Origin of the sequence: Flavobacterium sp. ABG, assembly GCF_001027725.1 — a bacterium.
GTDB lineage: Bacteria > Bacteroidota > Bacteroidia > Flavobacteriales > Flavobacteriaceae > Flavobacterium > Flavobacterium cupriresistens.
Genome location: NZ_LEKS01000005.1, coordinates 230,031 through 242,788, shown reverse-complemented (window position 1 = coordinate 242,788; position 12,758 = coordinate 230,031). Strand labels below are relative to the sequence as shown.

Here is a 12,758-nt window from a genome sequence, read left to right as displayed (position 1 = left end):
CTTTATAATATTCCATTCGAGATGGAATATAAAAAGGAAAAAGAAAAACTTGGAACAAAAATTTATTGAAATATTTGAAATAGAAAATATTGATAAATAAAAACACAGCCACCAACAGCCGTTACGAGAGATTTGGGACTAGACTGAATTTAAAGATGGTTTTGTACTTGGAAAATTTTGCATAATGGAAAAAACTCGCATCTTTAATGCCAAAGCTCTTGTGTGTAAATAGAAAAAAGCTCCAGATGTCTCTGAAGCTTTTCTAGTAGAAGGAAATCTTGAAAAATCTAACGGATTTATTAAAGATTATCACAGTATTTTATTGAGTGCACCTTAAACTGATTCATTTTTTTTTAAAATTAATATTTTGAAACAAGAAGCAAATTAATCTTCAAAAATTCCTTGTCCATTAATTATTTCTTGAATTTCAAGTATACTACTAATTTTGAAATTTCGAATTTTCCCAACTCTTAGTAGGCAATTTGTTTTCAATACTACTTCAACATTTTGATCTTCAAAAATTGTTTTAGGTAAAGTATTATCAGGGATTATTTCCCCTGGTAAATTAATAAATACACTTCCATTGTCATTATAATTATAATTGACAAAGTAATGATCTCCATCAGAAATCCAAGAATTTAAATTTTTGTATAAATCCTTGAATTTTTTAAAATCTTTTATGTAAATAAATAGATCAATAATTTTTATTATCCTAGTTGTGATGTTATGATAAGTGTCTTTGTATCGGATATAGTAATAACCATTAACGGTAAATTTACAATCGAAGGTTTTTAATTTATAACCACGTGAATTGTAATCTGGAAATTTCTTTCCAAATATTTCAGTTTCAGTCTTTACGCAAAAATTATCATTAATTGTTATTGCAGATTTCTTTTGTGCCACATAATCAAAATAATTCATTTGATAGAAATAATGTTTAAATAGTATAGCTTTTGAGAGACCCAAAGTTTTTGATATTTTTGTAGGACTACCTTCTAATATAAAAGAACTATTTAGTGGTAATATTGGCAAGTTGAAGTAAGAGTTTTTCTCAACTGATTCTACTACATCTGATAGTAAATCTTTGTCAGGAAATAAATCTTGAGTATTTCGAACTTCATACAAAGTTTCACTTGGAAGATAAAATTCTGAAAAACTTTTTGAATTGGAATTATACCATTTACACTTTAATTCGATTATAGGCAATCCAGATTTTTCAGAAAATTTATTTTTTTCATCTGAAAATTTAAAACCAATTATTGTCATAATTGGCGGCAAAAACTCTAGATGATTAGTTTCCATTAATTCACCATTATCTTTTGTTCGATTAACTTTTACCTTATTTAACTCTATATCTACGCTCCTTAAAACAACTTTTTTATTAATGTAAAATTGTTTAATTAAATTTTCATAATTCTTACTGGTAAGTTCCTTGTTTTTATCCTCTAGCTGTTGTTTAAAGTTAATCTCAAAAAGAAATTTCTGATCTATTATAGAGAAAAAGATTCTGTTTACAAGATTGCTATTGATCCACTTTTCTGTGAATTTTCCCTCTTTTGAATTATAGTAAATGCAGTTTAGTTGTTGTCCAATATCTATTCCTGACTCCTTGTCAAATGATTTTTCTTTGATTTCTTTAACTACTAAAACAGGCGAGGAGTAATCAGAATATGCGGTAATTTTAATATTTGTTAGTTTGCTGATATAAGGATGTGTTTTGAAAACGATAAGTTCTCCTTGCTTGAATTCTGACATAATTTCTTTTTGGTTAAAATAGATGTCGAATATATGAATTTTAATGTTAAATTTGAAAAGAATCTGCGTGATGAGTGAAATTACAGCTGTGTGGATCGCAAAACAGAATTTATTCTGTTTTACTATTATACAACAAGGTATATTAGGAAATGAGATTTAACAAATCTTGGGCTAAAGTCTATAACAAGACCTCCCTTTAGAAGAAGAACTAGAAGTTCGATTAATAGTACAGTTGGCTCATCCGTCATAAGCGAGACAAGCAAATTTAGGCATTTAATTATATATTTCATAAGTATTCTAATATATTTAATCACATAACCAATGACTCAGTAATTGGGTACCGATCCGACTCATTCAATGAGGTCATGTAATTTTTTAAACGCTATTGCTGATCGCAGATTCTTTTTTAATCTTAATTATGGACAAACCTAGCTGGCTCAAAGAAAAAGGATATTTACACTTATCTCCATCCTTAGAATTAGGAAATAACTGGTCTAAAACTGTAAAAAAAATTAAGGATAAGAAATACATAGAAACTTATGCATTTTATCCATTAATACACACAATTATTTCTGATCGAAAATTTAAAAAAGGAAATTTAAAAAAATTTACTACAGATAAAAGGAGTCACACACATTACAGAAGTAAAACGTTGCATCCAGTAAGAAACTCAAAAGATAGACCATTACATTATGCCAGTCATATGGACGCATTGATTTACGGTTATTATGCTGATATTTTAAGAGAGAAATATGAGAGTTTATTGAAGAAAGAACCTCTACAGGATGAAGCAGTTATTGCTTATCGAAAAATTGAAACTTTTAGAGGTTCAGAAACTGGTAAATCAAATATTCATTTTGCGAAAGAATGTTTTGCAGAAATTAAAAATAGAACACAAAACAATAAAGAAGTTTCTGTACTAGCAATTGATTTAAAAAGTTTTTTTTCCACTTTAGATCATAAGATTTTAAAAAAACAATGGGGTAAAGTTTTAAATCAAACTAATGATATTCCTAAAGATCATTATAGAGTATATAAAGCTTGTACTAATTTTAAATATGTACTTTTAGATGATTTGCGTGTTGAAAAAAATAAGAATGGAAAAAAAGCTCCTTATAATGAAAGTAAATTAGCAAATATCCGTAAGACAAAAGGTTTTAGATGTTTTTTTGATTCTAATGATGATTTTAGAACTTATATAAAAGAGGGTAAATTGTCTATTTATTCAAATCCATTTTCTAAAAAACTAGAAAACGGAAAAACTGTTAAAAATGGTATACCACAAGGATTGCCAATTAGTGCGATACTAGCCAATCTTTATCTTTTTGATTTTGATTTAGATATTGTTAATCGCTGGGTTAAGCCCCATAATGTTTACTATAGAAGATATTCAGATGATATATTTATTGTATGTGATAAGAGTTTATGTGATGAAATTGAAAAAGATATAAGTAACCTAATCAAAAAATATGAAATTAAGATAAGTACAGAAAAAACTGAAAAATTTGTATTCAAAAATGTTCATAATAATAATAATAATAATAATAATAATAATAATAATAATAATACAAGGTTAGAGTGCTTCAGAATTAGAGATGATTCTCTAGAAGTTGCTTCTGCAATGACATATTTAGGTTTTGAGTTCAGAGGTTATCATACAGGAATAAAATCTACAAATCTAGCGAAGTACTACAGGAAGATAATTTCTACTGTTAAAAGGAAAAGTAAGAGGGTTTTAAAGTTGATGGAAGAAAATCCCAATACTAAGAAAACTATTTTTAAAAATCAACTTAGAAAAATTTATAATCTTCCAGTAAAGTTTACAGACGGGGACTTAACAGAAAAGAAAATAAATAGAAAAATGAGATATAATCTTGTTTTGAATGATAGAGGATTTTATGAATTTAAATTTAGCATAAGAAACAATAAAAAGCAAGCTAATTATCATAGTTATATAAAACGTTGTTGCAGTGAATTTCAGACAAATTCTTTTCAAAAGCAGATTAATAAAAGTAAAAATATTGCTTATTCAGCTATACATAAATATTTAAATGAAAACAGTAATTAAATATAAGTCACTTAGAATCGATCGAAAAAAAGTGATATGTAATTTCTTTAGCTTTTTTACAATTTCTACTGTATTAATACTTCAGGGGTTTTAAATATAATTACCTGAAAAATGGTTTTATAAGAGTTAAAACAGCATTAGTTTAATAGACACTAGCTCATTAAAACAGTTCTGGATTTGAACAAATAATATCAAAATAGAAAAGAGACTTGAAAAGTCTCTTTTTACAGTTAATATATTTTTGTAAATTGATTATTTAGTAATTAATCTTTCAAGCCTCATCATCATCTCATCTTTCTCTTTCAACATACGCTCGTACAATGCAATTTTTTCATCATATAATTGAACAATTTTGTCAATTGTATTAAATGTACAATTATCGTTCTTTTGATAACCAATTGCACCGTTGTCAAAACTATTAGAAATAATATTTATAGCCTGCTCTTCATCAAAATTCTGAAAAGCTTCAATAGGAATTTTTAATACCGCTGAAATTTGTTTCAACAGATTATCTTCAATTACATCTTTTTGCTCCAGCATAGAAATTTTCTTTTGGTTCCAGTCTTCGCCCAGATCATAAGCCAATGCTTCCTGTTTTATGTTAAGCATTTCTCTAAAACGTTTTACGTTTCTTCCCTGATGTATTTTCTGTTCCATAACGAATATCTATTTTTCTAAAAGCTCAAAGATAAAGCCATTTGGATTAAAAAATCCTGAATTTCAAAGATAAAAAAATATCCCGTAAAACATCCTTTTTGTCAGATATCGAATAACATTAATATACTTTCGTTATCATTTCATCTATAGGCAAACGAACTTTTTTCGTAGTTGCCATATAGTCTTTTTCCAAATCACGGTACCCTAAAGCAAGGATAACTGCGGAATGCAGTCCTTTCTCTGGTAAACCCAAAACTTCATCGATAAGAGAAGCATTAAATCCTTCGATAGGAGTGGCATCCACTTTCAATTCTGCCGCAGCAATAAGTGCTGTTCCTAATGCAATATAGGCCTGTTTGGCAGCCCAAAGTACTTTTTGCTCTGTGTTAATAGCGCTAAAATAGGAATGCAATCCATTTCTAAATCCTGATAAGGCACCAGCTTCAAGACCTCTTTGTTTTTCTGTCATTGCCATGTAATCGTCAATGTAAGTCGGAGTCACGTCATTAAATGCAGCAAAAACCAACAAGTGAGAGCAGGAGCTAATCTGTCCATTATACGAGTCAGCACCTAATTTTTTTTGGATTTCCGGGTTGCTTACAACAAAAATGCGGTAAGACTGCAGACCGCAAGAAGATGCTGAAAGATTTATAGCTTCTAATATCTGATCAACCTTTTCTTCTGTTACTTTAAGGGCGCTGTAAGCTTTTGCGGCGTAACGCCATTTTAAATTTTCTATCAAATTCATTACAATATCTATCTTAAGTTTTGTCAAAGATAAATTATATTGTTTTCTTTTTCTAGTCTTGAGTTGCTGTAGGAAATTTCAAATCAGTCATATCCTGGTTCCCTAAAGAATAATTATCTGTTTTCCTTCATTATTATATTTACATAAAGATTAATAATCTTCAAAAGTACACTGAAAAAGAATTATTATCTGAATTTTTGGTTTATATAAAATATTAAATCTTTTATTTTCAATTTTGCAGGGTAAAAAAACTAAAAGTTGTCATCAGATGAAAGCGAACATACAAGAAAATAGGGGAATACACGAAAAGCAGGATATTGAAAACACCCAGAATACAATCAAGAATGATTTTGCATTCACACTAGAGAGTACTTCTTTAGATGAAAACTATCACCCCTCAAGTCAAACGCGTTTGACAACCAATTTTGCAAACTTGGCTAGGGGAGTTAATCGCCAACAAAACCTACGTAATGCCTTAAATATGATTAACAATCGATTCAATGCATTGGCTCATCTGGATAATCCAAAAGCGGATCGTTACCTTGTAGAACTTGAAATCATCACAGTAACGATGCGTATTGATGATAAGAATAGTATTAACAATCTGCCGTTGATTGAAGTTTTAAAAACGAATATTTTTGACCACAAGACGGGTCAGCAGATCGAAGGTATTGCCGGAAATAATTTTTCCTCTTATGTTCGTGATTATGATTTTAGCATTTTATTGATCGAGCACAATAAGAATAAATCTAATTTTTGCATTCCTGAAAATTTTGGTGATTTGCACGGAAAACTTTATAAGTGCTTTGTGAATTCAGCCACTTATAAAGAGCACTTTAAGATGTCACCGATTATTTGTCTAAGTGTATCGACCAACAAAACTTATACGCGCACGGAGTATCAGCATTCGGTTCTGGGTTTTGAGTATCTGCAGGATCAGTATTCTATCACGGATGAATATTTCTCTAAAATGGGATTGAAAGTTCGTTTTTTCATGCCTCCGAATAGTGTGGCACCGATGGCTTTTTATCATTCCGGAGATCTACTTGCTGATTATACTGATCTTGGACTAATCAGCTCAATCAGCACGATGGAGACTTTCCAGAAGATTTATCGCGCTGAAATTTACAATGCAAATTCAGTGGCCGGGAAAATCTATCAACCTAGTCTTAAACACGAAGATTATTCACTGACTCGCGTGGTTTATGACCGCGAAGAGCGCAGCCAATTGGCTGTTGAACAGGGTAAATATGCAGAAGAGCATTTCATTAAGCCTTACAAAAGTCTCCTGGAACAATGGTCTGCTAATTTTACTCTTTAATTGATTACAACGCATTAAAATTATACTATTATGAAGAAATTATTATTACCCACCTCTATTGTTGGAAGTTTACCCAAACCTGCCTGGCTTGCACCACCCGAAAAACTTTGGTCACCATGGAAATTAGAAGGCGATCAGCTACTTGAAGGGAAGCAAGATGCTTTACGCATTTCTCTGCAGGAACAACAATTGGCAGATCTGGATATCATATGTGACGGCGAGCAGACACGCCAGCATTTTGTAACGACTTTTATCGAGCATTTAAGCGGTGTAGATTTTGAAAATCGTAAAACAGTAAAAATCCGTAACCGTTATGACGCGAGTGTTCCAGTGGTTGTGGGGGAGATTGCACGTCAAAAAGCAGTTTTTGTTGAAGATGCTAAATTTTTACGTAAACAAACTAATAAGCCTATAAAATGGGCATTGCCAGGCCCGCTGACAATGGTAGACACCTTGTACGACGACCATTATAAAAGCCGGGAAAAATTAGCGTGGGAATTTGCGAAAGCACTCAATGAAGAAGCAAGAGAACTTCAAGACGCAGGAGTGGACATTATCCAGTTTGATGAACCTGCATTTAATGTGTTCTTTGACGAAGTAAACGATTGGGGAATGGCAGCATTAGAAAGAGCCATTGAAGGTTTACACTGTCAAACCGCGGTTCATATTTGTTATGGTTATGGAATACAGGCAAATACGGATTGGAAAAAGACATTAGGTTCAGAGTGGCGACAATACGAAGAAATTTTTCCGAAAATTCAAAAATCTAAAATTGATATAGTGTCTTTAGAATGTCACAACTCCAATGTGCCTTTAGATTTAATGGAACTTGTTCGCGGTAAAAAAGTAATGGTCGGTGCCATTGATGTGGCAACCAATACTATCGAAACACCGGAAGAAGTAGCGGATACCCTGCGTAAAGCGCTTGAGTTTGTAGATGCCGAAAATCTTTACCCTTCTACAAACTGCGGTATGGCCCCGCTATCTCGAAACGTAGCTAGTGGCAAGTTAAGTGCTTTAAGCGCAGGAGCAGAAATTATACGAAAAGAACTTGGGATTTAGTCTCCATGTATTAATTTGAATAGGGTTTCCTTGTTTGAAGCCTGCTGTCCGTAGAATTTAACAGAGCGACTCTGCGGACAGACTAATGAATCTAGAGAATCCACGTTTATCTGCATAAGATATTTTTGTAACCTTGACTCTACGGAGGAATAATATTTAAAACAAATTGAAGAAATTATTAGAAGTATTAAAAAAAGCAGGTTTCGACGGTTTCCTGTTAATGATAGCCACCATGATTCTGATGGCTTATTTTTTGCCAAAGCCAGGTATGGTCAAAGAACCTGTTTCACTGGAGGAGATTGCAAATGCCGGTGTTTCCTTGATTTTCTTGTTTTATGGCTTACGACTGAGTGTTGAGAAACTAAAAGCCGGACTTTCCAACTGGAAAATGCACATTGTTGTCCAGTTGACAACCTTTTTATTTTTTCCGCTCATTGTTTTGGCATTTCGCCCGTTGTTTGTCAATAACGGCTTCGAACTGCTTTGGCTGGGTGTATTTTTTCTGGCAGCTTTGCCGTCTACAGTATCCTCTTCGGTGGTCATGGTTTCCATCGCCAAGGGAAACATTCCCGCAGCCATTTTCAATGCGAGTATTTCCAGTTTGATCGGAGTAGTGGTTACGCCGCTCTGGGTTGGGCTGTTTATAGCTTCTGCAACAGGCGATTTTGATGTCACTCAAATCGGCACAAAGTTGATTCTGCAAGTCTTGCTGCCCGTCATCATTGGTATAAGCCTCAATTCCCGTTTCGGCGCCATTGCCGAAAAATACAAGAAGCAGCTCAAATATTTCGATCAGGCAGTTATTCTAACGATTATTTATACGTCGTTTTGCAAGTCATTTTCCCAACATCTTTTTGAAGGCTTCACCGCCCTTGAACTTGCCGGACTCGCTGCAGGGATGATGGTGTTGTTTTTTACCGTATTCTTTTGTGTAGGACTACTCAGCCGCCTGTTTGGTTTTTCAGATGAAGATCGTATTACGGTCTTATTCTGTGGGTCTAAAAAGTCATTGGTACACGGCACTGTTATGTCAAAAGTACTTTTTCAACACAGTACCATCACCGGCATCGTATTGCTGCCACTCATGCTTTATCATGCCTTGCAATTGATTGCCGCGAGTATCATCGCTCAGGGTATGGCTCGCCGAAAAGAAGTCTAATTTTATTTATGACGTAGCCCTTTATCTTTTTTTAATAAGGTGTGCCTAACGATAAAGATAGATTTTAAAGCGGCATCAAGCGATGACAATTTTAATGCAAATACTATTAGATCATCAAAATTATAGCGTCATCATGTTTAAGATAGTTTTAACTTTGAACAGCTAAAAGGTATCAACTCCATCATTCCCTGTGATAAAATAGTGTATTTTGGATTTTATACTGTGAAAACAAACTTTGCAGCATGTTATGTTTTTAGTTTATCTAAAAGAAGATTTTTGTGTTGTTTTTGGTTATATTTGAAGAATTTTATTCTGTTATTATAAATAAATTAAACCTGTTTAAAGTAAACATTCAATGGAACAAATAGACGATATTGATCTTCAGTTATTAAATATACTACACGATAATTCTAAATACACTGTAAAAGAGCTTGCCAAAATGGTAAATCTTTCAGCATCGCCTGTTTTTGAGCGAATTAAAAGATTAGAGAACAACGGCTATATTAAGAAGTATATAGCACTACTGGATGCAGAAAAACTAAACAGAGGATTCATTGTTTTCTGTAATATCAAACTGAAACAGCACGATCGTAATATTGGGAATCAGTTTGTTAGTGATATTATGAAAATAGAAGAAGTTGTGGAATGTTACAATATCTCAGGAGATTACGATTTTTTAATGAAAGTTTCTGCCAAGGATATGAAGCATTATCAGGATTTTGTCTTTAATAAATTGGGATCAGTTGAAAGCATAGGGAGTACCCAAAGTACCTTTGTTATGTCGGAGATAAAAAATATGTATGGATAGTTCCGCGATGGTTTATTTAAATCGAACCATGAAATGTTAGGTTGTAAAGGCTTCATAAATCTACATATTAATGCATAAAAAAAAGAGACAACTATTTGCTAGTTGTCTCTTTTTTTGTCTTAAAGGACAAATTTTACAACATTTTATGCCACGATTCTGCCATAAAATTTGGTTATTAATATTATTAAGAAGAATACTCCAACCACTTTAAAGAACAACTACCTTGTTTTAAAAGCACTATTTAAAGCGTCAATTAAAATATAGAATTGATAAGTTGTTTTAAATTTAATATTTAATCATTTGTTTAAATCAATAAAACAATATACATTTGTAAGTAATTGCCTAAATATGGAAAAGAAACTAGATACTACAACGGAAAATAAAATTAAGGAAGCAGCAAGAATTGTTTTCTATAAAAAAGGTTTTGCCGCTACAAGAACAAGAGATATTGCAGAAGAAGCCGGTTTGAACCTTGCACTGTTAAATTATTATTTCAGGTCAAAATCAAAATTGTTTGAAATTATAATGATGGAAACTTTATCCGGTTTTATCCAGCGAATTGCTATTATACTTAATAATGAGAAAACTACATTAGATGAAAAAGTGGCAGCAATTGCCGAGCATTATATTGATACCATTATTAAAGATCCTGAGATACCAACTTTTATTGTGAGCGAAATCCGCAGCAATCCAGGTTTGCTTGTAAAAAAATTATCTTTCAACGAGGTGGTCAAAAACTCGGCTTTCTTTAAGCAACACAATCAGGCTGTTCAGGACGGTTTTATAACAGAACCAAATCCTCTTCATTTTTTAATGAATCTAATGGGTTTGGTCGTATTTCCATTTATCGCTAAACCTATTCTTATGGGAGGGAATGATATTACTGAGAGTGATTTTAATAAAATAATGCAACAAAGAAAAAAAATGATTCCAATCTGGGTAAAAGCAATGATGTCTGCCTGATTCTTTTGAACAGTAAGCTTCAGAACTAGCATTGCCTTTTAAGATAAATTATATGAGAAAACTACATTTCACAGCCAGCGTTTTTTTACTTTTTGTATTTTCAGCAAAAGCGCAGTCACTAACGATAGACAGTTCATACAAACTTGCTGAAAACAATTATCCTTTAATCAAACAATATGATTTGATTGAAAAAACAAAAGAATATAATATCAGTAATGCTAATAAAGCTTATTTACCCCAAGTGAGTATAACAGCTATTGAAGGGTATGTTTTTGGGGATTTTCCAAGTATGGGATCGGGAAGTGACAGCAAATTTAAATTTATTGGAATCGGACAGGTCAATCAGACTATTTGGGATGGCGGAGCCACAAAAACGCAGAAAAAAATTCTGGAATCTTCTACCAAAGTTGAAAAGACGAATATAGATGTTTCGCTGCGCGAATTGCGATCCAGAGTAAATCAACTCTATTTTGGAATCTTGCTTATTGATGAACAATTAAAGCAGCTAGCGGTTCAAAACGGCATTCTTAACAATAATATTGATAAGGTAAAAAAACTCAATGAAAATGGTTATTCATACAAAATGGATGTTGACGAGATACAGGTCGAACAGCTGAAGTTAAAACAGCAGCAAAAAGATTTTATTTTTACTCGAAAAGGATACATTAAAATGCTGTCGTATCTTATTAATACAAAAATTGACGAGCAGACAAAATTTGAAAAACCCATTACAGCCGATCCATCTCCTGACGCCACCATAAAAAGACCCGAATTGCTTTTATACCAAAATCAGCGTGATCTTGCTGATGTTAATGCTGAGATGCAAAAAGTGAATTTAATGCCTAAGATTGGAGTTTTAGGTGCTGGTATTATGCTTGCTCCGGGCATGAGTCTTGGCAATACTACAATTTCAACGCTTGGCGTTGTTGGACTTAATGCTTCGTGGAATATTAATGCACTTTATAAAAATGGCAATGAAAAGGAGTTAACCAAACTGGAAAAGGATAAGATAAATGTGCAGGAACAAACTTTCTTATTTAATACCAACCTGCAGATCGATCAGAAAACAGCAGATATAGACAGGCAGAAAGAAATCCTTAAGGATGACGATGCTATTATTACTCTTAGAGCCAATATTCAAAAAGGGTATCAGTTAAAATATGACAATGGAGCTGGTCCATTGGTGGATTTGCTAAATGCCATAGAAAATGAAAAAGATGCCCATACACAAAAGGCATTACACGAAATACAACTACTAATGTCGATGTACGATTATCAAACCATTATAGGAAATTAATACTATATATTATGAAAATAAATAAACTCTTACTACTGCTTATTGCATCGCTTTTTATAGTATCATGCGGAAATAAAGAAAATCAATTTGATGCTTCGGGTTCTTTTGAAGCTGTAGAAACCATACTTTCTGCAGAAGCCAATGGGCAAATCTTGAAATTAGATGTTCAGGAAGGTCAGGTTTTAAATCCAGGAGAAGTTGTAGGTCTTATTGACAGTACACAGCTCCATATCTCCAGATTACAATTAAAGCAGAATAAAAAAGCAATACTGATTGGAAAACCTACTATAAATATTCAAACAGAAAGCTTGAAAAAACAATTAGCCAACGCAGAGCTTGACGTCAACAGAACTCAGAAATTAGTACAAGGCGGAGTTGCATCTCAAAAACAGCTTGACGATGCCAATGCAAAAGCAGCTACTTTGCGATCTCAAATCCGCGCTCAGGAAAATTCTTTAGAAACTACAACAGAGTCGATGACAGAACAAGCCAATACTGTTGCTGAACAGCTGAAAGGAACAAACGATCAATTAAATAAATGTGTAATAACAAACCCAATAAAAGGTGTTGTCCTTGCCAAATATGCAGAGCAGTATGAAATGGCCGTTATTGGAAAGCCGCTTTATAAAATTGCCAATACAGAAACGCTTGATCTTCGTGCTTATATTACAGGAACACAGCTCCCGCAGATAAAAATGGGGCAACAGGCTACCGTTAGAATAGATCAGGGAAATGATAAGTATAAAGAATATCCGGGAACCATAACCTGGATTTCAGACAAGTCTGAGTTTTCTCCTAAAACCATTCAAACCAAAGATGAAAGAGCTAATCTGGTGTATGCCATAAAAGTTAAAGTAAAAAATGACGGCTACATTAAAATTGGGATGTACGGTGAAGTAAACTGGACAAAATAAAATCAT

General features: G+C 32.8%; 11 protein-coding genes. 8 read left to right on the top strand and 3 right to left on the bottom strand.

The window, feature by feature from the left end; translation table 11 throughout:
• Window positions 1-384: 384 nt before the first annotated feature.
• Window positions 385-1,755 (bottom strand): hypothetical protein, encoded by a 1,371-nt coding sequence (locus AB674_RS07660; protein ID WP_047775364.1) that lies wholly within the window; start codon window positions 1,753-1,755, stop codon window positions 385-387.
• A 418-nt stretch (window positions 1,756-2,173) separates the two neighbouring features.
• On the opposite strand from AB674_RS07660, the gene AB674_RS07655 reads away from it, so the two are divergent.
• Window positions 2,174-3,823 (top strand): reverse transcriptase domain-containing protein, encoded by a 1,650-nt coding sequence (locus tag AB674_RS07655; protein ID WP_047775362.1) that lies wholly within the window; start codon window positions 2,174-2,176, stop codon window positions 3,821-3,823.
• 252 nt (window positions 3,824-4,075) lie between these two features.
• Here the strand turns inward: AB674_RS07655 and AB674_RS07650 are convergent, their stop codons facing one another.
• Both AB674_RS07650 and AB674_RS07645 read right to left on the bottom strand, forming a co-directional pair.
• A complete protein-coding gene (locus tag AB674_RS07650) occupies window positions 4,076-4,480 on the bottom strand; it encodes a helix-turn-helix domain-containing protein (protein WP_047775361.1) in 405 nt (134 codons plus the stop codon).
• Window positions 4,481-4,598: 118 nt separating this feature from the next.
• Window positions 4,599-5,228: a nitroreductase family protein gene (locus AB674_RS07645; RefSeq protein ID WP_047775359.1), complete on the bottom strand. Its 630-nt coding sequence runs from the start codon at window positions 5,226-5,228 to the stop codon at window positions 4,599-4,601.
• A 268-nt stretch (window positions 5,229-5,496) separates the two neighbouring features.
• On the opposite strand from AB674_RS07645, the gene AB674_RS07640 reads away from it, so the two are divergent.
• The 7 genes from AB674_RS07640 to AB674_RS07610 all read left to right on the top strand — a co-directional run bounded on the left by AB674_RS07640 (window position 5,497) and on the right by AB674_RS07610 (window position 12,752).
• On the top strand, window positions 5,497-6,549 hold the full coding sequence (locus tag AB674_RS07640; protein ID WP_082210608.1) for a DUF1852 domain-containing protein: 1,053 nt from the start codon (window positions 5,497-5,499) through the stop codon (window positions 6,547-6,549).
• Between the two features lie 30 nt (window positions 6,550-6,579).
• Entirely contained in the window at window positions 6,580-7,611 is a 1,032-nt protein-coding gene (locus AB674_RS07635) for a methionine synthase (protein WP_047775357.1), read from the top strand.
• Between the two features lie 166 nt (window positions 7,612-7,777).
• Entirely contained in the window at window positions 7,778-8,770 is a 993-nt protein-coding gene (locus AB674_RS07630) for a bile acid:sodium symporter family protein (protein WP_047775356.1), read from the top strand.
• A 355-nt stretch (window positions 8,771-9,125) separates the two neighbouring features.
• On the top strand, window positions 9,126-9,578 hold the full coding sequence (locus tag AB674_RS07625) for an Lrp/AsnC family transcriptional regulator (protein WP_047775354.1): 453 nt from the start codon (window positions 9,126-9,128) through the stop codon (window positions 9,576-9,578).
• 348 nt (window positions 9,579-9,926) lie between these two features.
• The gene (locus AB674_RS07620) at window positions 9,927-10,541 is read left to right on the top strand and encodes a TetR/AcrR family transcriptional regulator (protein ID WP_047775353.1); all 615 of its coding nucleotides are present in this window, start codon (window positions 9,927-9,929) and stop codon (window positions 10,539-10,541) included.
• Between the two features lie 52 nt (window positions 10,542-10,593).
• The gene (locus AB674_RS07615) at window positions 10,594-11,838 is read left to right on the top strand and encodes a TolC family protein (RefSeq protein ID WP_047775348.1); all 1,245 of its coding nucleotides are present in this window, start codon (window positions 10,594-10,596) and stop codon (window positions 11,836-11,838) included.
• Between the two features lie 11 nt (window positions 11,839-11,849).
• A complete protein-coding gene (locus AB674_RS07610) occupies window positions 11,850-12,752 on the top strand; it encodes an HlyD family secretion protein (RefSeq protein ID WP_047775346.1) in 903 nt (300 codons plus the stop codon).
• Window positions 12,753-12,758: the final 6 nt, after the last annotated feature.

Excerpts from the sequence above, each read along its gene's own strand:
- AB674_RS07660 (WP_047775364.1), bottom strand. The coding sequence starts at position 1,755 with ATGTCAGAATTCAAGCAAGGAGAACTTATCGTTTTCAAAACACATCCT.
- AB674_RS07655 (WP_047775362.1), top strand. The coding sequence starts at position 2,174 with ATGGACAAACCTAGCTGGCTCAAAGAAAAAGGATATTTACACTTATCT.
- AB674_RS07650 (WP_047775361.1), bottom strand. The coding sequence starts at position 4,480 with ATGGAACAGAAAATACATCAGGGAAGAAACGTAAAACGTTTTAGAGAA.
- AB674_RS07645 (WP_047775359.1), bottom strand. The coding sequence starts at position 5,228 with ATGAATTTGATAGAAAATTTAAAATGGCGTTACGCCGCAAAAGCTTAC.
- AB674_RS07640 (WP_082210608.1), top strand. The coding sequence starts at position 5,497 with ATGAAAGCGAACATACAAGAAAATAGGGGAATACACGAAAAGCAGGAT.
- AB674_RS07635 (WP_047775357.1), top strand. The coding sequence starts at position 6,580 with ATGAAGAAATTATTATTACCCACCTCTATTGTTGGAAGTTTACCCAAA.
- AB674_RS07625 (WP_047775354.1), top strand. The coding sequence starts at position 9,126 with ATGGAACAAATAGACGATATTGATCTTCAGTTATTAAATATACTACAC.
- AB674_RS07620 (WP_047775353.1), top strand. The coding sequence starts at position 9,927 with ATGGAAAAGAAACTAGATACTACAACGGAAAATAAAATTAAGGAAGCA.
- AB674_RS07615 (WP_047775348.1), top strand. The coding sequence starts at position 10,594 with ATGAGAAAACTACATTTCACAGCCAGCGTTTTTTTACTTTTTGTATTT.
- AB674_RS07610 (WP_047775346.1), top strand. The coding sequence starts at position 11,850 with ATGAAAATAAATAAACTCTTACTACTGCTTATTGCATCGCTTTTTATA.